This is a genomic window from Elizabethkingia occulta (assembly GCF_002023715.1).
Lineage (GTDB): Bacteria > Bacteroidota > Bacteroidia > Flavobacteriales > Weeksellaceae > Elizabethkingia > Elizabethkingia occulta.
In genome coordinates, this window is record NZ_MAHX01000020.1 from 1 (window position 1) to 20447 (window position 20447).

Genomic DNA, 20447 nt, shown 5'->3' on the forward strand with positions numbered 1-20447 from the left:
CCAGAATGGTTATAATGGTTAGGTAAGTTATACAGGTTATAAGATTCACGGATGTTATAGAGGTTATAATACGGTTACAGAAGTTATAAGACTTAAGGTCATAAAACTCTAATAACCTTAAACCTATAGACCTTACGAACTTATGACCTATAATTTATATGACTATTAAGTTTATAGAGTATATAGGAATACTATATTTTTTTAACTAATTTTGGCACTTTCATCTAATTCTAACCATGCTTTTTGGTTAATCATTTCTTTATCAATATCTAATTCTTATATACGAAAAACTGTAATTTCCGTAGTTATTTATGCATATAATTAATACAAATTAACTTTATTATTATAATGTTATAACCTTTATTAGTTTTAACTGAATTTTAAGTAATGTTAATATTTTATTAATTTTTTTTTATATGTTTGTCTGATTTAAAATAACTGTATGAAAAAAGTTGTAATTAAACTTGGGCTATTACAAATGCCTTTGCTTCTAGCATCGGTAATGAGTTACGCACAAAAAAAAGATTCTATTAAAACTTCCAGCATTGATGAAGTTGTGGTTACAGCCTATGGTGTGAAAAAGGAAAAGAAAGCTTTAGGCTATTCATTTCAAGAAGTTAAAGGCCAGGCTTTAGTAGATGCAAAGGAAACTAACGTTACAAATGCTTTGGTTGGTAAAGTAGCGGGTCTTCAGATTATTAAAGGTAATAACGGGCCAGCTTCTTCTTCTAAAATTAATCTTAGAGGGTTTAATTCCCTAAGAGGAGATAACCAGCCACTGATTGTTGTTGATGGAGTTCCGATGAGTAATGCTGCAGGTAATAAAAGTAGAAGCAATTCTCAGGATAAGAACAATGATATGTGGATTCCCGATATGGATATGGGGAATGGACTAAGTGATCTTAACCCAGAAGATATTGAAAGCATGTCTGTTTTAAAAGGAGGTGCTGCATCTGCATTATATGGTTCAAGAGCCGGTAATGGTGTTATCTTAATTACAACTAAAACAGGTAAGAAAAAAGGTGGAGGAGTAGGAATTACTTATTCCACAAGTATGGGCTTTGAAAGCATGTTTATCAAGCCTGATTTACAAAGTTCTTTTGGTAGAGGAACTGATGGAGGTGATTATCCTGCGGGAAGTCAGGATACCAGTAGCTGGGGAGCTCCTATTAAAGGGAAAGTATATGACAATATTAATAACTTTTTTAAAGTTGGAAGCAATGTTCAGCATAATGTGACTTTTCAGGAAAATCTAGGAGCTGGAACAAACTTATATACTTCGGCAACATATCTTAATAGCAATAGTCAGATTCCAAATTCTAAATATGAAAGATGGAATTTCATGGCTAAAATGAGTTCTAATTTCGGTGAGAATAAAAGATGGACATCAGATGTTAAGTTTCAATATATTAGTGCAAGGGCTAACAACAGGCCTGTAAGCGGTATGTCAGATGGGGGTAATCTTTATCCTGATGTTCTTTTAATGCCAAGAAATATTGATATCAGAGACTATAAAGATGGTCAGATGGAGAATGGTGTAAAATCAAGATGGATTACTTCTAATGGGGTTAATCCTTATTGGACATCTTATAACAGACTGAATGAGGATAAAAAGGACCGTTTTATTATGAGCGGTTATTTGAAATATCAGTTTAATGATTGGCTAAGTGCAGACGTTAGAATAGGAACTGATTTCTATTCTCTGAATGCCGAGAACAAAACATGGTCTGGCTCTAAATGGAATAATTCTTACAATGTAAGCCAGGAAAAATTCTACGAGAATAATTATATAACAAGTTTAACAGCTAAGAAAGATAATATTGTTGGAAAATGGGGCGCCAGCTTGTCTGTTTACGGGCAGATGATGGAGACCAAGACTGATGCTATTTATCTTTCTGCTTCTAATTTGACAATACCTAATTATTTTGATATTAATAATTCTCTTGGTAATCCATTAATTCAAACTGTTAAGTTAAATAAGAAGATTAATTCTGTATTTGCGGCAGCAGAAATTAACTATGATGGATATTGGTTTATCAATGCTACGGCCAGAAATGACTGGTCTTCAACTCTTGGCATTGAAAACAGGTCTTATTTTTATCCATCTATTAGTACTTCATTAGTTGTAACAGATATGATTAATAAATTAGGTGGTGGTAAATCAAAAATACTTTCATTCGCAAAAGTAAGGGCTTCATATGCTGTTACAGGTAATGCACTAGAGCCATATGAGTTATATAATACTTATACAGTAGGAAGAGATCCTTATGGTAATGTTATTACAGGCAGAAAACCAGTACTTTTTGATGCTAATGTAAGAAATGAGTTACTAAAGACTTTTGAATTGGGAGCAGATATTAAGCTTTTCAATAGAGTTTCAATTGATTTCAGTTATTATAATACAAAGTCTCAAGATCAGTTAATTAATTTACCAATGAATCCACTTTCTGGGTATTCATTCAAAAAAATTAATGCAGGGGAAATCCAGAATAAGGGGTTTGAGATCATGGTGAATTCTGATATTATCAACAATGGTCGTTTTGTATGGAACCTAAATGCAAACTATTCTCAGAATAAGAATACTATTAATGCATTGTATGAAGATCTGACGATGTATAAACTGGGAGGATTTGATAATGTATTGATTAATGCTCAGGTTGGTGCAAGATATGGTGCTATTTTCGGATCTAGATTCAAAAGAGTCAATGATGCTAATAGCCCTTATAATGGTAAAATAGTTGTGGACGGAAACGGTGCTCCTTTAGCGGAAGAAGGAATGTTCTATTTAGGCGATCAGACTCCTAGAGCTTTGGTTGGGTTAACCAATAGTTTCTCGTATAAAAACTTTGGATTATCATTCCAGATAGATGGTAGATTTGGTGGGAAATTCTTTTCCGGAACTCAGGCTGCATTACAAAAATCAGGATTAGCTGAAATTACAGCTCCGGGAGGCAAAAGAGATAACTTTGTGGTTGATGGTGTTGTAGCAGATGGTAGTGGTTATAAAGTAAATACTACAGAAACCACACAGCAGAGATATTGGAATGCTGTTGGTTCACTAACATCTGGTAATTTTGGCATCACAGAACAAAATGTATATGATGCAACCAATGTACGTTTAAGAAATGTTCAGATTTCTTACAATTTCCCTAAATCTATGTTTGAAAAGTCTGTAATTAAGAGCGCTAAAGTTTCAGTTTCTGCAAACAATGTATGGATGATTTATAGTAAGGCGAAAGGCGTAGATCCCGAATCTGTTTTTGCATTGAGTTCTAATGCAGTTGGTTTTGAAAACTTTGCATTGCCTACGAGCAGATCTTATTTCTTTAACCTAACACTTGGTTTCTAATTATTTATTACAATTAAAAATGAAAAAATATATATTACCCGCAGTTATTGCATCAACACTATTCTTAACTAATTGTAGTGACTTTGATAAGATTAACGTAGATCCTTATTCTGCAAATGAAAATCAGGTTTTACCAGAATATTTTCTTCATAATTCTATTTTAGGGGCACAACAGGATCCAAATATTGCAGAAAGAGCTTTTGTACTTATGTGGAAAACAGCTGCAAGACAACACTTTGCTAATGGAATTGCCGGAGGTACTGATAATGATGATTGGTCTTCTGAATATTGGAAATATGCTTCTGAATGGACAACCAACGTTAATACTGCTATTCAGATGGCAGAACTTAAAGCTAGTAATGGTACTGCTGCTCCATATAATAATAATGTAATGCAAGTAGCCAGAATCTGGAGAGCCTATCTGATGAGTGAAATGACTGATATCTATGGAGCAATGCCTATAGTTGCTGCTCAGAATAAGAATCCGGAGTTTAATTCCCAGAAAGATGTATATTATTTTATGCTAGCTGAATTAAAAGATGCAGTATCAAAAATAGATCTGAATATAAAGATGCAAGATACTAAATTTGATTTGGCATATAAATATGACTGGAATAAATGGATCAGGTATGCAAATTCCATGAGAATGAGATTGGCGATGCGTATGTCTGAAGTAGATCCCGCAAAGGCGAAATCAGAATTTGAGGCAGCTGTTGCTACCAATATGTATATCAGCAGTAGTGATCAAAATTTTACAGTTGCTGAAAAAGCAGGCTGGGATCCTTTAACTGGAGTGATGTCCAGAGAATGGAATTCTCAATTATTGTCTTCAACACTTAATAACCTATATTTAGGTCTTGGAGGTATAAAATCTGCAGACCAGTTAGGGTCAGGTATACATTGGGCTATTAAATCAGATGATTATATTGGAGTAAAATATGATGAACAATTTTCATCTAAAACCAATGATCCTTCAGCAGGTTACTGGATGGATGGATTGCCAAATAAGATAGACCCAAGAGCTTATAAAACATTTTTTATTCCGGGAGATTTTGATAATCCAGTATATTCATTTTATCCAACTTATACTAATGATGCCAAAACTAATTTTGGAGAATTAACATTTGCTAATGGTACTAAAAAGACAATTCCAACAGATGCAACATGGAATGCTTTAGCTTTAGGAGATTGGGGGGCTAAAGGACAAAGAAATGGGCTTAGAGGTTTAGTAGGCAGATTGCCAGGTCTTGGACAGCAATATAGAGGTAGTTCTAATTCCCGTATATTCTTTGCAAGCTGGGAATCATATTTTCTAATTGCTGAAGCGGCATTAAAAGGCTGGGCAACACCAATGTCAGATGAAACGGCATATAATAAAGGTATTCAGGATAGCTTTGCATATAATAATGTTTCTGGTTTCTATGGACAATATATAGGTTCTACAGAATACAATAGAGATGGTACTTCTGTTAGCTATAGCCATACTACCGAACCTGGAGCTACTCATACGATGAAGTATATGGATCCAAATACCAATACATTGGTATCTGTGAATGTTAATTATCCGGTAAATACAATTTATAAAAACGGAGCATTTAAGAATGATAAACTAACCAAAATTATCACTCAGAAGTACCTGGCTAATATGCCTTGGCTACCGCTTGAATCATGGAATGATCACAGACGATTAGGATTACCTTTCTTTGAAAATCCGGCGATTGAGAACCCATTACCAAACTTACCAGCATTAAACTCAGGAAACTATATGACAAATCAGGTTAATTTCTTCCCTCAGCGATTGAAATACCCAAGTGCATTTAGAAATTCTGACCCTAAAGGATATACACAGGCAACATCTCTTTTAGGGGGGGCTGATAATGTATTCACTCCTCTGTGGTGGGCTAAAAAGCAGTAATTTCGTATTACTAATAAATAAAAAAACGACCTGATAACAGGTCGTTTTTTTATTTGTCTAAGTTTGTATTGCAGGGCTATTTATTTCTTATCCCACCAGATACGTCCTTGAATATCACTCTCACTAGCTCCAAAATCAGGATCTTGTTTCATTTGATCAAGAGCTGATTGTTGGTTTTGATAATTCAGATTATCTTTTGATGGCGAAGGTAAAGCTATTCTCCTTGGCATTATTAGAAGATTTCCTCCTCCATATAAAACTTCCAACTTAAGTAATGTGTTTTCATTAGGCATACCGGTTCTTTTTATTAATGCCCATGCCTCATTGGGCTGTTTAAAGTAATTAATGAATTGTTGAATATAAATTTGCTGTAATCCTATAGCTGGATTATATGCTATATTAGGTGAAGTTATAAATTGACTAATCTGGCTAGAGGTTGTCGGGGTAGATTTATTAATTGCAGCTTCTTTAGCAATTTTATTATAGGTTTCAATAGAGGCTTCGATACCTTGTTTGTAAAAAATTGCAGGATCTCCTCCGATTATTTTATTAAATGCTAGTTCGGCTTTCATTAAACAAAGATCCGAATATGTAATTAAGGGCATAATTGAGTTTCCGGATCCAGCATTAAAATCTGGTTGCCAAAGTCTTTCCTGTACTCTGGATATTGTATCATATACCTTGTCATTGTAGCGTCTTCTGGCTCCGTTGTATTCTCTGGCTTTGCTGGCAGCATCAGGGCTGGTAGTACCACCGATATATCTGTTATTATTTACTTTACTTATATCCGAAGTAGGAAGTAGTTTAGCGTTAATGAGAGTTTGTATATTGTTTGCAGAATAATCATTTCTGTAAAAGAATATAGGTAATCGAGGATCATTTTTAAGAGAATCATTTTTATTAACCATAAAGTTAATTAAGGGAGCAGAACCATAGAAGCCAGAAGGATTAAAGTTGCCATGCTCGGTAAATCTTCGGCCTCTTATCGAAAAATCATCATCGGGGCTTGTCATGAGTGGTTTATTTATAACATCGTTAATAATGAGGATCATTCTCTGTGGATCTCTTTTAGATAATCTTAAGGCTATTTTTATTCTAATGGTATTGGCGGCCTTAATCCATTTGTCCATATTGCCTCCATATATAATATCCTTATTACCAAAAGTTACCTGTGAGGAAGCATCTACATTTTGTATCTGGCTTACAACATCTTTTAGTTCATCATCAAAAATTTTGTATAACTGGTCCTGAGTTTCATATTTTGGAGTTTTTATTCCACCGTACCGAGCCTGAAATGCTTCAAGATATGGCATACTACCATTAACATCAGATACATACCATGCATAGTATGCCTTCATAATGCGGGCAACACTTTTAACGTATACATATCTGCTTTGTTCTTGTGTTGTTTTATTGTTGATAATATGGATCATATCTGTTAATAATCCACCATAAGTGCCATAAAAATTAGCATAACGAGCATTCATATTGGCAGCATTATTCATAAACTCTTGTGCATTACCATTTGAAGAAACGGTTAGCTGACTCCAGGGCATTATTCCCCGGTAATAATCGTAATAATATTCGAAACTATTACCAAAATTAGCCTGTAAAGCTGTAGGAAAGAGATCCTCGGGGTTAGCGCTTAATATGTCTGCTGGGTTAGTATTAGTCTCTGCAAATTCTCTGGTGCAGGAGTTTAATATAATGCACCCGGTTATAATAAATAATATTTTTTTCATGATAAGTAGTCAGTTTAATTAAAATGTAAAATCTAAATGGAAACCTATGTATCTGGTAAAAGGTATACCACCGTATTCTATTGCCGATCCCGATCTGTTATTGTACAGACCTTCCGGATTAATATTATCTGTGAGGCTATTATAGATGTAGAATAGGTTTCTGCCAACAAGAGATACTTTGAGATTTTGGAGCCCAACTTGATGTATTAAGGTTTTAGGAAAATCATAACCAATGGAAAGTTCTCTTAGTGCTACCCATGTATTTTTAAGAACGGCTTGTTCCCGTATACCTGTTCCCCATGAGCCTAATGCTCTGTAATATATGTCAGTTCGTAATGGGGTTATCCAGCCATTGTTATATGCTTCTTGATAGGTCATTCCACCTACATTACGTTTTGTTCCGGAGAGATCTGTTATCTCTGTACCCTGTGCGAAAACACCTTCCGGAATAATACCTACTCTTTTATTTCCTTGTGAATCTGTATAAGAAATGCCTCCGGTTTCGGGAGTTCTGCCGTATAATGTATGCTCTAATGCTCCAAGCTGAGAAGCGTAATTGTAAGTAGCCGAAATAATATTTCCGCCAACTCTCGCATCAATCAGTACATTCAGACTTACATTTTTATATCTGAAACTATTTCTGAAGCTTGCTAAAAAATCAGGAGCCATTTTACCTACATTTACATAGCCTTGATTCTGATAAGAATCAGATCGCATATACTGACCATTGGGCTTAAGTACTTTCATCCCGTTTTTAGGGTCATCTATTTTGTTTCCGTTATTATCCAAAGCCTGATAACGTGCAAAACCATATTTGGTTTGTATTAAGCCATATTCATTGCCTGGAATGGCAATACTTCTTATGTCGCGACCGAAAGACCATTCAAGTATATATTCTTCTACTCCAGGGGTAAGGGAGATGATTTTATCTTTGTTTTTACTGAAGTTAATAGTAGAATTCCATTTAAAATTTTCAGTTTTTATTGGTGTAGTATTTAGAGTTATTTCTATGCCTTCATTTTGAATATTCCCAGCATTAATTTGTTGGGATTGTACCCCGGATTCAATAGGTATGGGCAAGGAAAGAATCTGATTAGTTGTATTGTTTTTATAATAGGAAACATCCAGATCTAATCTGCTTTTAAGGAAAGACATATTAAGTCCGAATTCTATAGATCGGGTTAGTTCATTTTTCAGATTAAGATTGGCTAACGTAGAGCTATTAAACTCTGGTAAAGAAATCTGTCCTCCTTCCGGTAGTTGATATGTTCTGTTGTTTTTATAAAATAAACCTGCACTTGTATTGAAAGGGCTGGTATCCTTACCTGTCCATGCTAATGCAGCTCTCAAGCTACTATATCCCCACCATTTTGGCAATTTGAAAGTTTGGGAAAAATTCCAGTTAGCAGTGAAAGATGGATAGAAAAAACTGGTTTTGCCTGTAATGCCAGTTAGTTTAGGGTAAGCCAGAGTAGAAGACCAGTCATTTCTTCCAGTTATATCTACAAATAATTGATCTTTAAAATTGAAATTAGCAAAAGCATACAGAGAGCGGATGATCTTTGGAGATTGATAACCATCGGTATAATTAAATACTACTTCTATAGGGTCTACAGAATTTGTAATTTCAAATATATCAGGAGTTTTCAATCCGCCTTTAGTTCTTATAATGGTTTCTTTATATTTAGAGCGCCATTCTTCTGCACCTGCTGTGGCAGACATATCCAGGCCTTCCATTAGCTTGAATCGCCCATTAGCCATAAATCTGAAATTTAACTGCTCTTTTCTGCCTTCAGCGGTCTCATAAGAGCCTCCTCGAAAACCGGGATCTGTACCTCGCAATTTATTTTCCCTTAAAAGATAAATATTATTAAAATTTGCACTGAAAGTAAAATCAAGCCAATCTGTCGCCTTGGATTTTAGCTCCATTCTTCCCATATAATTGTTCTCAGCCTGGGTCCTGGTATTTTGATACAAATTAAATAAAGAGCTGGCCATGCCATAAGGGTCCGCTGCACCACGTAGTATTCCTCCATTTACAGGATCTATATAGCGGTCTTTCCAGTAGTTCATATCAAAATTCCGAGGTACATTGTACGCGATCCAATATAGCGGAGCAGCTCCGCCTCCTTGTGGTAACGGATTTTCGGAAAAAGTTTTGGTATAGTTAATACTGGCATCCAACTGCAGATATTTGCTGAACTCGTGTGTACCTCGGAAATAAAAAGCGTCTTTTTTGAAACTATTACGAGGTAGAATGCCTTGTGTATAATTATTGTTATAACTAAATATGTAAGTAGATTTATCTGTTCCACCACTTAGCTCCAAAAGGTTGTTTCTATTAAAGCCTGTCTGATATAGTTGTTTCCAGTTATCAGGCTTTGCTGTCCAGTCAATAATACGTCCATCTATGTCCCTCACTTTAGACCCATCGAATGCAGGACCATAGCTGTAAAAAACAGTATTTGGATCAAGCATATTTATGCCGTCTGTACCTTTTGTAAAATCTGGAGTTAAACCTCCTCCGAACTTATTCTGGAATTTTGGACCTGCGTATACTTGTTCTGCAGTAAGAGATGAGGATATTCTTACTCCAATACCATTACTTTTTCTTCCTTTTTTTGTTGTAATAACAATTACTCCGTTAGCAGCTCTGGATCCATATAAAGATGATGCAGCAGCGCCTCTTAGAACAGAAACTGATTCAAAACTTTCGGAATTGAGGTTTTTCATTTCATTTCCAAAGTCATAATCTTCGCCCCATTCTCCTGCACCAGTAGTTGAATTATCCATAATAATTCCGTCAATAACAATTAAAGGCTGATTATTAGGGCCTAACGAAGTATTTCCTCGTATTAATATACGTGAACTGGATTGGGGGCCACCAGCTCCGGCAGTAATGTTTACACCGGGAACTTTTCCTTGTAATGCGGCCATTGGGTTTACTACTCCAGCATCTGTGATATCTTTTGAGCTTACCTGTGTGATAGAATAGCCTAATTTTCTTTGTTCCCGTTTAATTCCGAGAGCTGTTACTACGACCTCCTGAATTTCTTTTGTTTTTGAGGAGTCATTTTTTGTTTTTTGAGCCTTTACATAGTTGCTTGTGCTAAATAGAAAGCATACAACAGCCATTGTAAAGGGAATCTTTACATTTAATTTATTCATGGTTTTTATTTAAATAGTGTTTAATATTAATAAAAAAAATAAAATGAATGTTTATTTTTTATTAAATATTTTCATTGCATAATTTTTCAATATTTATTCTTTAATATTTTTTATTATTATGTTTTTATTTGTTTTTATTGTTATATTTTTTATTTAAATAATAAGTTATTTGATATGGAAAATTTTCATGTAAAAAATAATTAGTAATTACCTTTTTTATGTTTTATTTTTAGTGTTAGATCCCATTGTGTTATCTGTTTTTAAATGTTTTAGGCATTATTTACGTCTGATTTTAAGAAGTGAGAAGTTGTAAATTTTGTCGGTTATAATTGACTAATAAATGAGATCAATTTGCTGTTTTTGTTGTAAATGAAAATTTTATAGTAAAAAAATGGCATACAACTTGTTTATTCAGATTTAATTCTAAACATATTAAATATGAAAACTTATATCTCGGCTCTACTTTTAGCAGGAGCAACTTTAACGGCTGTTTCTTGCGACAGGAATAATGATACGCAAGTTGTAAACGATCAGGATACAATTGCTTTGGTAACTGAGACAACTGTTTCTTTTTCTAAAGGGAATGGATATCAGGTATCTGTACCATTTCAAAAAAATATCCCGACAGGGGATAATGTATTTATTTACAGATTAGAAAGTGTTTCAAACGGGCAAAATGTTTGGCAGTTAATTCCAAGAACATATTATGCATTTAGTGCAGATGGAACTACTAGCAGACAAATTGATTTTGATTTTAATTTTCGTGTAAGTGGAGTAACATTCTTTGCCGGAGGTACTTTTAATAAAGATAATCCTGAAAGCTATGTAGCTCCTGTTTTACAGAATCAGAGATTCAGAGCTGTTATTGTTCCAGGTAATATGTCTGCATCCGCACAAGCAAGTACTAAAGGAAATGTTGGGACTTCACCTGTGAACTATCAGGACTATAATGCAGTAGTTAAATACTATAATATTAAAGAATCGGATGTACAGATTTTGAAATAGGAATCTGAGATAAAGGATAAAGAAAATAAATATAAAAGGCTTCCAATTTGGAAGCCTTTTCTTATTTTATTTTAACCCTCTGCCTTCTAGTAAAGGATCGATAGTTGGTGATTTTTCATTAAACTCCTTGAAAGTTTTATTCAGATCAACACTATTACCTACGGAAAGAATATATTTACGGAAGCGATCTCCATTTTCACGGGTTAGTCCGCCATGTTTTTCAATCCAGTCATATGCATTGAAGTCTAACATCTCCGACCACATATAAGCATAGTAACCTGATGCATATCCATTACTCCAAATGTGTAAAAAGTATGGAGAGTGATATCTCGTAGGAACCTCATTTACTAACAAACCATATTTTTTTAATGCCTCAGTTTCAAAATCATTTGCAGGCTTCAACTGGCTTTCAGATGTAATACTATGCCAAGCCATATCTAATGTTGCAGCTGCTAATAATTCAGTTACAGCATAGCCTTCATTAAAGGTTTTAGATTTTTTTAGTTTATCTACTAATTCCTGTGGAATAGGCTGTTTAGTTTGATAATGAACTGCATAATTTTTTAATACTGATGGTTCCAAAGCCCAGTGTTCGTTAATCTGAGAAGGAAATTCTACAAAGTCACGAGGTACATTGGTCCCGGATAGTGTTGTATATTTCTGATCAGCAAACATACCATGAATACTATGCCCAAATTCGTGGAACATAGTTGTTACATCATCATAGCTGATAAGTGAAGATTTTCCTGGAGCAGGTTTCTGGTAATTGAATACATTAACAATAACTGGTTTTTGTCCCAGTACATGAGACTGTTCCACAAAATTGCTCATCCATGCTCCTCCGTTTTTGTTATCACGCGTATAGAAATCCAAATAATAAATTGCTATGGATTTTCCATCTCTGTCAAATACTTCATAAGCTACAACGTCTGGATGGTATACAGGAAGATCTTTTCTTTCTTTAAATTTTAATCCGTAAAGTTTTTCTGCTGCATAGAAAACTCCTTTTTCTAATACAGTAGTTACCTCAAAATAAGGCTTAATCTGATTTTCATCCAAGTCATATTTTGCTTTTCTTACCTGCTCCGCATAGAAATTCCAGTCCCAAGGTTCTAGTTTAAATCCTCCGTTTTGCTTATCAATCAGTTGTTGTATCTCAGAAGCTTCTTCTTTTGCTTTTTTTACAGCAGGAGCTGCTAATTTTGCTAACAGATCCATTGCAGCTTCCGGCGTTTTAGCCATCTGATCCTGTAATGCCCACTCTGAGAAACTTTTTTTGCCTAATAATTGTGCTTTTTTAAGTCTTAAGGCTGCAATTTTTTCTAAGGTAGCTCTTGTATCATTTTCATCACCTTTTTCTGCTCTTGTCCAGGCAGCTTTAAACAATTTTTCTCTTGTAGCTCTGTTTTTCAGATTTTGTAATAAAGGTTGCTGAGTTGTGTTTTGTAATGCTAAAAGATATTTTCCGTCCTGACCTGCATTTTTAGCATCCTGAGCTGCTGCTGCAATTTCATCCTGGGAAAGACCATCCAGTTCTTTAACATCGGATACAATAAGAGCACCTGCTTTTCTTGCTGCTAAAAGCTTATTGTTAAAAGCAGAAGAAAGTGTTGCTAGTTGTCCGTTGATTTGTTTTAATTCTTGCTTTTTGGCATCAGAAAGATTGGCCCCGGCAATTTCAAATTTTTGCTCATATACTTCTACCAAACGTAGGCTTTCCTGATCCAGATTCAGACTGTTACGCTGATCATATACTTTTTTTACTCTGTTATAAAGCTTGGTGTTCAAGTAAATTTTATCGGCGTGTGCTGCAAATATCGGAGCGTACTCTTCATCTAATTTTTGTAGAGTAGGGTTAGTGTTGGCACTATTAAGATTAGAGAAAACCAATATAGCTCTTGCGTAATCACGTCCACTGGTTTCTAAAGCCAGTATTGTATTTTTAAAAGTTGGAGCTTCACTGTTATTAGCAATGGCATCAATTTCTTTTAATTGTTCCTTAATGCCATAATCGAATGCCGGCTTGAAATTTTCGTCTTTAATTTTATCAAATTCAGGCGCCTGATATTGTAAAGTACTCTTGCGAAGCAAAGGATTCTGAGACGAAACAGAATTGTTAGTAACTTTGGATGTATTATGGCTTTGGTTCATTGTTTTTTGTTGTTTAGATTGTCCTGTAGCAAATAATCCCAAAGAAATTAATGCTAAAGATGTAACTTTTCTCATAGTTCGGTTGTCTAATTATATATGTAGCGAAAGTTACGTATTTTTTAAGTTAACCTAAATCTGTATGATATGAAAAAATTAAGTATTCTGGCAATTGCCTTAGTTGTGTTCCAATCCTGTATTAAAGTGAAATCAGGGGAGGGAGCCGTAATAAGTTTTACTGATGTAAAAGGAACAGGTCCAGTTACAGATAAAACCTATTCTGGGGATTTTAATTCTATAGAAGTAAGCTCCGGACTGGATGCTGAAGTTATAAAATCAGGAACAGAAAAAGTAGTTATTTCTGCACCTTCAGATCTTCAGGATTTGATATTGGTAGAGAATAACGGTGGAGATTTGCATATACATTATAAAAGTGGTTTCAGAATTAATCTGTCTACCAAAAATGTGAAAGTTAAGATCTTTGCTAAAGATTTTAGCAGTATCAAAGCCAACTCTTCTGCAGATGTTATTGTTAAAGATAAATTTACTCAGGATAAAATGAGTATCTCTACAACCAATAGCGGTAGTCTGGAAGGAGACTTTGAAGCGAATAGTATGGACATTAAATCCAACAGCAGTGGTTCTTATAAAGGAACGATCTGGGCTCTAAATGCTACGCTGGGAGCATCTTCTTCCGGTGATATTTTTGTAAAAGGAAAAGTAAAAGATTTTAGTGCAAGTGCATCATCTTCTGCAACAATTAATGCAAAAGATGTTCAGGCAGAAAAGGCTCGTGTAGAAGCATCCAGCTCAGGTGATGTTTTGGTTTCAGTGACTAAAGAAGCTAACGCCAGTGCCTCTTCCAGTGGAGATGTAGTTATCTATAGAAACGGTAATCCATCTATTAGTAAAAATGAGAGCAGCAGCGGGAGTGTAACAATCCGCTAACTTTCTATATCTACCCAGTGCTGGTCATCGAAAGATATATTATCGTCTTTCAGCAATTCGGCTTCACGTTCCAAGGCTTCCTTGATAGTGAAGGTTGGAGTTTCTTTTAATCTTTCTTTGGCCAGACGGCGTGTAGATAATTTATCAATAATTTCGAAACGGTGCCCTATTCTACGAGCTGCATATCGGCGCATACCTGCGGCTTGAAGGATATCTACTCCCATATTTACAGCCGTTCCTAATGTTTCGCGGTAAATATTCTCAACACCTTTGTTCAGAAAGTCGTAATTGTCAAGTCTGTTTCTTGCACGGACAAATATTTTGAGATGTGGAAATTGTTTTCTCGCAATCTGGATAATTGTATAATTGTCTTCAGGGCTGTCAAGACATAAAACTAATATTTTAGCTTTTTCGGCACCGGCAACTCTTAGCAGTTCCGTTCGGGTAGCATCACCGTAAAAAACCTTCAGCCCGTTATCTCTTAACATTCTTACTCTATCCGAGTCATGATCCAGAATAGTAGCCTGAAAGCCATTGACTTTTAAAAGACGGCCTACAGTACTTCCAAAGTGGCCGTATCCTACGATGATAATTTTGTTTTCACCAAACATTCCGTCATTTTTATGGGGATCATCACTTACTTTTACATTGAAATAAGGATCTATAAGCTTTTCATTGATTAATAGTAGTATCGGTGTAATACACATAGTGATGGCTACTACAGCCATCAACTGGGAATTAAGCTCCTCATTAATCAGATAAAGTTTGGTGGAGAAGCTGAGGAGTACAAGTGCGAATTCTCCTACCTGAGACAAACCGAGAGACATTAGCAGATTCTGTTCTATACTCATTTTAAAGACCTTTCCGATACAAAAAAGTATCGCAAACTTTACAATGAGGATGATAGCAACAACGGAAAATATAAATAAAGGATCATCCTTAATAACGTTAAAGTTAATGGTAGATCCTACGCTAACAAAGAATACAGCGAGTAAAAGTCCCCGAAATGGATTTATGTTGCTTTCCAGTTCGTGTCTGAACTCGGAATTAGCAAGCATAACACCTGCTAAAAATGCTCCTAGTGCAGGGGAAAGTCCGATTAATGTCATTAGATGTGAAACACCAACGACTAAAAATAGGGAAGTAGCAGTGAGAAGTTCATTCATTCCTGAAGAAGAAACGTAACGAAGAAAAGGCACAAAAATATAACGACCTAATATAATAAGAATCCCTACACCAATGAGTACCGAAAAAGGTTTCATCCAGTTGGGAAGCATGTTGATAAGTAGCGCCGAATGATTCACCTGATCCATATCCGGATTAGCAATCCAGGGAAGAAAGGCTAAGATTGGAATAACTGCAATGTCTTGTAATAAAAGAATTGAGAAAGAGGCTTCGCCTGCGGCCGTATTAAATAAGTTTTTTTCCTTTAATGTCTGTAGAACAATGGCGGTGGAAGATAAGGCGAAACATAATGCCATCGTAATTGCTATCTTATAATACCATCCTGTCCAGAAGAATATGAGAAATAAAAATGCTGTTGTTGCCAGCATCTGCATACCTCCCAATCCAAGTATGGTCCGGCGCATAGACCAGAATTTTTTAGGTTCCAGTTCCAGACCTACAATAAACAGAAGCATAACGACACCAAATTCGGTGGCATGCATTACATCGTCTGCATTCCCTGTAAGTTTAAGCACGAAGGGACCAATAATAATACCGCCTAATATATAACCAATAACCGAACTAAATCCCAATTTTCTCACCAGAGGAACCATGATAATAGCTGCTCCTAAAAATATAAGTGTATTGGTGAATATTTGTTCGCTCACGTGTTTAATGCTAATTTTCTGATGTTTTTACACTGATGATTCAATTCATGATCTGAAAGCTGATCCGAATTATAAATTATAATAATATCCTCTACAGAGACAAGATTAATCTTCAGACTTTGGGTAAGTGTTTTAATATAATCTTCGGCCGGATTTCCATATATCCCGTCAGGTGTATAGGCATTTTGAGAACCTCCCGTAGTCAATACAATATAGGCTTTTTTTCCTTTTACAGGACTTGTGTCAGGACCGGATAGCCACTTCATATCAAAGACTTCATCTATCCATAACTTCAGTAAAGGAGGCATACCAAACCAGATCATCGGAAAATGGAATATAATGGTATCATATACCATCAGTCTTTTTCTCTCTTTAAATGCAGCAATATTGAAATCGGGATATTCTTCATAAAGATCCCGGAAAGTAACATTCTCAATGTTCTGATATGCTTCAATAAGCCTGATGTTGGCTTTAGAATATTCAAAATAAGGATGAGCAAATATTACCAGCGTTTTGTCCAATGTTGTACATTTCTGGTAAATTTACTGAAAATCAGCTAGAAAAGCAATGGGAATTCAGCAGGGATTATAGTATTACCAGCCACCGCTGGCTCCACCACCACCAAAAGAACCGCCGCCGCCAAATCCGCCGAATCCACCGCCTCCGGAAGAACCTCCTCCAAAGGAGCCACCGCCGCCACCGAATCCGCCAGGGAAGAATATACCACCTGGGAATATACTGCGCCCTCTGCGGGAAAGTGTAACATCGTCGTCGTCATATCTTCCGCCACCACCTTTACCGCCCTGGTTCATGACAATAATAACAATGATAATGATGAAAATAAGAATAAGGAAAGAAGAAGAATTACCTCTTTTTTCTTCCGGAGCTTTTTTCTGGGGTTTAAATTTCCCCTGAACAGCTTCCATAATAGCGGAAGTACCTCTGTCTATACCATTATACCATTGTCCTTGTTTGAAAGAAGGTGTAACAAGATAATCCAGTATTTGTTTGGCTGTAGATGCTGTAATGTATTGCTCTACGGCCCGTCCTTGCTGTATGGACATTGTGCGGTCTTCCGTAGCAATAAGAAAGACAACACCATTATTAACTCCTTTCTGTCCTATTTTCCATTTTTCACCATAGCGTGCGGCCAGATAGTTTACATCTTCGCCACTGGTATTTGGCAGAATAATGACTTCTATTTCTGTGGAAGTAGAATCAGCAAACTTTATAAGTTTATTGTTCAGTGCATCTTTCTCCTGTTGGGTAAGCAGTCCCACTTTATCATATACAGGATAAAGGATGTCCGGCTTTGGCAGAATGTTCTGAGCCGAAAGCAAGCTGTAGAAACCTATGAAGATATAGGTGAAAAATAACTTAAGAGAAGCTGATCTCATTAGGGAGTTCGTTTTTGTTTTCCTGATCTGCAGGAAAATGTTTTTTCAATTCTATTCCAGTTTTTAAGAGGGCATCTCTTAGTCCCTGGAAGTAGAGTTTTTGTGCAAATTTTTTGGTGAGTTCATCATGAAGCTGATCCCAGAAGTGCTGCTGCACTTTTTCATGAATTCCTTTATCCCCAATAATTGTCAGATATTTTTGTTCAAAACTAATATAGAAAAGTACAGCATTGCGATGTTGTGTTTTTTGCATCTCCAGTTTATGAAATGCATCAATAGCTTCCTTTGCCAGATCCTTTTCGGAATGGGTATCAATATGGACACGTATTTCTCCTGAAGAATGTTCTTCCGCTTTCTGAATGGCTTCCACAAGGGAAGCCATTTCTGTATTAGTTAAGAAGTCAGTTGTCATAATTATTCTCCTTTAAAAACATCCGGAGCTTTGCTGGCACCAGCATCAGCCTTAAAGTATGGTTTTTCTTTAAAGTTGGTAAAGTTAGCTACCACATTTGTAGGGAACTGATTTCTGTATGTGTTGTACTCTTTTGCAGCATCGTTATAGTTAACGGTTTCCATTCTGATACTGTTTTCTATAGCCGTGTATTCCGCCTGGAAGTTAATGTACTGCTGATCTGCTTTCAGGTTAGGATAGGATTCTACAACAGCCATTAGACGACTTAGTGCACCACTTAATTCTCCCTGAGCAGCTTGGAATTTTGCAATGTCAGCTTCTGTCATGTTAGTAGGATCTATTGTAACAGATGTTGCTTTAGAACGAGCCTCTACAACTTTTGTTAATGTTTCCTGCTCGAATTTGGAATAAGACTTTACTGTTCTTTCCAAATTAGGGATAAGGTTTGCTCGTTTTTGGTAAACAGTTTCAATATTAGACCATTTGCTTTGTACATTTTGGTCTTTGGTTACCAATGAGTTGTATTTTCCTACACCCCAGAAACCGATAATCGCTACAATAACTATAAGTACAATGGCGATAACACCCGCACTCATACATCCTTTATTTTTCATAGTTTATCTTTTTAATGTTTAAAATTTGTTTCAATCAAAAATACAATTTTTGTGCTAAATTTGTAAAACAAACCTCAATAATGATAACAATAGTAGTTGCAGTAGGAAAAAATAGCGAAATCGGGAAAGGAAATCAGCTGTTATGGCACCTTCCGAAAGATTTGAAACACTTCAAAGAAATTACAAACGGACATCCTGTCATCATGGGACGTAAAACCTATGACTCTATAGGGAAAGCTTTACCTAACCGTACCAATATTGTTGTTACGAGAAAAACTGACTGGTTTGAAGAAGGTATTCTTATCGTAAATACATTGAAAGAAGCATTGAAGCATTCTAAAAAGATTGACGAAAAAGTTTTCGTAATTGGTGGAGGTGATATTTATAAGCAATGTATGGAAGTTGCAGATAGTATTGAGCTAACGCGAGTGGACGGAACGTTTGATGCAGACGTGTTCTTCCCGGAAATTAATGAGAAACAATGGCGGATTGTTCAGGAAGAATGTATTGAAAAAGATGATAAAAATGCATTTGATTTTTGTTTTCAGACCTTCGAGAGAATAAAAAAGGAAGAGAAAGGGACACAGGTAAACGCATCTGAATAAATTTCCTGTTTAAAATTCTTATCTTTGCACTTCAAAATTTAAAGATGAATAAGTATATAAAATTTCTTATTGCTGGTTTATTAATCGCTGCCGGAATTTATCTGATGTTTAATAGGAACATAGGATGGGGAGTAGTAGTTGTTATTTTATCTGCAATACCAATTCTATTATTTTTTAAAAATGAATACATTCTGTTGGCTTTCTGGCAATTAAGAAAGCAGAACTTTGCCAAAGCAGCACAATGGCTTTCAAATATTAAAAACTATCAGTCTCAGCTTCATAAAAGTCAGTATGGTTACTTCCACTACTTAACCGGACTAACCACAGCGCAGGATAATCCGGCAAAATTAGAACCTTACATGAAAAAAGCATTGGAATATGGCTTGAATATGAAACATGACCGGGCACTGGCAACTCTTAATCTTGCAGCTGCCGCAATGCAAAAAGGCAGAAAGCAAGAAGCTAAAATCCTTATGGATGAGGCAAAAAGATTAGATACTTCAGATATGATGGGGGATCAGATCAAGATGATGAGAGAGCAATTGAAGATGCCGAATATGCAGAAACATATGCATAACCCGCATATGCGCCAAAGAGGAAAATACTTCTAAAAATATAAAGCCACTTTTCAGTGGCTTTTTTTATTGATTTAATTTTACATTTCAGAATTTTCTTTTCCGACATAAAACTTAGGCATTTCCCAATGATATTTTACTGCCAGAGTTCGTATGGCTACAATTAACAAAATGGTCAAAACCTGTACAAACGAATAGGTAAGGGTTGTGAATTTTGCCAGCAATAGAAATACTGAACCTCCTATAATACATGCTGTTGCATAAATTTCTTTACGGAAGATTAATGGGATTTTATTCAGAAGAATATCCCGGATAATACCACCGAAGCATCCTGTAATTGTACCTAAAACAATGCATATCATGGGATGAAGGTTCGCATTGAGGCCTTTCTGAAGTCCTATAATAGTGAAAAGGCCGAGTCCAAAAGAGTCGAAAATAAAGAGTGTCACCTGAAAATTCTTTTCAATAGATTTAAAAATCATTGAAAAAATAGCGGTAATAAATATTACAGAACACATAGTAAGATCGTGCATCCAGAAAACAGGAACATCTAACAATAGATCCCGGACTGTACCACCTCCTACAGATGTAATAAATGCAATAATAACGACGCCAAAAGGATCGAATCTCCTTTGCATTGCAGCAAAAGATCCTGACATCGCAAAGGAAATCGTACCGAGAATTTCGATAACGAAATTGAGTTGTTCATGCATATATTACCTATTACTCATTTTTTA

General features: G+C 35.6%; 15 protein-coding genes. 6 read left to right on the top strand and 9 right to left on the bottom strand.

Annotated elements, in window-relative coordinates; genetic code table 11:
* Positions 1-442 precede the first annotated feature (442 nt).
* Both BAZ10_RS16060 and BAZ10_RS16065 read left to right on the top strand, forming a co-directional pair.
* Positions 443-3349, top strand: a complete 2907-nt coding sequence (locus BAZ10_RS16060) for a SusC/RagA family TonB-linked outer membrane protein (RefSeq protein WP_078772898.1) — start codon at positions 443-445, stop codon at positions 3347-3349.
* A gap of 19 nt (positions 3350-3368) precedes the next feature.
* Positions 3369-5264: a SusD/RagB family nutrient-binding outer membrane lipoprotein gene (locus BAZ10_RS16065; protein ID WP_078772899.1), complete on the top strand. Its 1896-nt coding sequence runs from the start codon at positions 3369-3371 to the stop codon at positions 5262-5264.
* A gap of 80 nt (positions 5265-5344) precedes the next feature.
* Here the strand turns inward: BAZ10_RS16065 and BAZ10_RS16070 are convergent, their stop codons facing one another.
* Positions 5345-7006, bottom strand: a complete 1662-nt coding sequence (locus BAZ10_RS16070) for a SusD/RagB family nutrient-binding outer membrane lipoprotein (RefSeq protein WP_078772900.1) — start codon at positions 7004-7006, stop codon at positions 5345-5347.
* Between the two features lie 18 nt (positions 7007-7024).
* Positions 7025-10174, bottom strand: a complete 3150-nt coding sequence (locus BAZ10_RS16075; RefSeq protein ID WP_078772901.1) for a SusC/RagA family TonB-linked outer membrane protein — start codon at positions 10172-10174, stop codon at positions 7025-7027.
* 438 nt (positions 10175-10612) lie between these two features.
* Between BAZ10_RS16075 and BAZ10_RS16080 the strand changes: the two genes are divergently transcribed.
* Entirely contained in the window at positions 10613-11179 is a 567-nt protein-coding gene (locus tag BAZ10_RS16080) for a hypothetical protein (RefSeq protein ID WP_078772902.1), read from the top strand.
* A 66-nt stretch (positions 11180-11245) separates the two neighbouring features.
* Here BAZ10_RS16080 and dcp read toward each other — a convergent pair whose 3' ends face one another.
* Entirely contained in the window at positions 11246-13405 is a 2160-nt protein-coding gene (gene dcp, locus BAZ10_RS16085; RefSeq protein WP_078772903.1) for a peptidyl-dipeptidase Dcp, read from the bottom strand.
* A 69-nt stretch (positions 13406-13474) separates the two neighbouring features.
* On the opposite strand from dcp, the gene BAZ10_RS16090 reads away from it, so the two are divergent.
* A complete protein-coding gene (locus BAZ10_RS16090) occupies positions 13475-14275 on the top strand; it encodes a head GIN domain-containing protein (protein WP_078772904.1) in 801 nt (266 codons plus the stop codon).
* Here BAZ10_RS16090 and BAZ10_RS16095 read toward each other — a convergent pair.
* The 5 genes from BAZ10_RS16095 to BAZ10_RS16115 form a co-directional block, all read right to left on the bottom strand.
* Positions 14272-16107: a monovalent cation:proton antiporter-2 (CPA2) family protein gene (locus BAZ10_RS16095; protein WP_078772905.1), complete on the bottom strand. Its 1836-nt coding sequence runs from the start codon at positions 16105-16107 to the stop codon at positions 14272-14274. The genes BAZ10_RS16090 and BAZ10_RS16095 overlap by 4 nt on opposite strands.
* Positions 16104-16628, bottom strand: a complete 525-nt coding sequence (locus BAZ10_RS16100; RefSeq protein WP_078772906.1) for an NAD(P)H-dependent oxidoreductase — start codon at positions 16626-16628, stop codon at positions 16104-16106. The genes BAZ10_RS16095 and BAZ10_RS16100 overlap by 4 nt, the downstream gene beginning before the upstream one ends.
* Positions 16629-16700: 72 nt before the next feature.
* Positions 16701-17504: a TPM domain-containing protein gene (locus BAZ10_RS16105; RefSeq protein WP_059156634.1), complete on the bottom strand. Its 804-nt coding sequence runs from the start codon at positions 17502-17504 to the stop codon at positions 16701-16703.
* Positions 17485-17916, bottom strand: a complete 432-nt coding sequence (locus BAZ10_RS16110; protein ID WP_078772907.1) for a TPM domain-containing protein — start codon at positions 17914-17916, stop codon at positions 17485-17487. The genes BAZ10_RS16105 and BAZ10_RS16110 overlap by 20 nt, the downstream gene beginning before the upstream one ends.
* A 2-nt stretch (positions 17917-17918) precedes the next feature.
* A complete protein-coding gene (locus BAZ10_RS16115) occupies positions 17919-18530 on the bottom strand; it encodes a LemA family protein (RefSeq protein ID WP_059156632.1) in 612 nt (203 codons plus the stop codon).
* 80 nt (positions 18531-18610) lie between these two features.
* On the opposite strand from BAZ10_RS16115, the gene BAZ10_RS16120 reads away from it, so the two are divergent.
* Together BAZ10_RS16120 and BAZ10_RS16125 are read left to right on the top strand one after the other, a co-directional pair.
* The gene (locus BAZ10_RS16120) at positions 18611-19135 is read left to right on the top strand and encodes a dihydrofolate reductase (RefSeq protein ID WP_078772908.1); all 525 of its coding nucleotides are present in this window, start codon (positions 18611-18613) and stop codon (positions 19133-19135) included.
* A gap of 44 nt (positions 19136-19179) precedes the next feature.
* Positions 19180-19746 carry a hypothetical protein gene (locus BAZ10_RS16125; RefSeq protein ID WP_034866636.1) on the top strand — a complete coding sequence of 189 codons (567 nt, stop codon included), beginning with the start codon at positions 19180-19182 and terminating at the stop codon, positions 19744-19746.
* A gap of 44 nt (positions 19747-19790) precedes the next feature.
* Here BAZ10_RS16125 and BAZ10_RS16130 read toward each other — a convergent pair whose 3' ends face one another.
* On the bottom strand, positions 19791-20423 hold the full coding sequence (locus tag BAZ10_RS16130; RefSeq protein ID WP_024568725.1) for a trimeric intracellular cation channel family protein: 633 nt from the start codon (positions 20421-20423) through the stop codon (positions 19791-19793).
* Between the last annotated feature and the right edge of the window lie 24 nt (positions 20424-20447).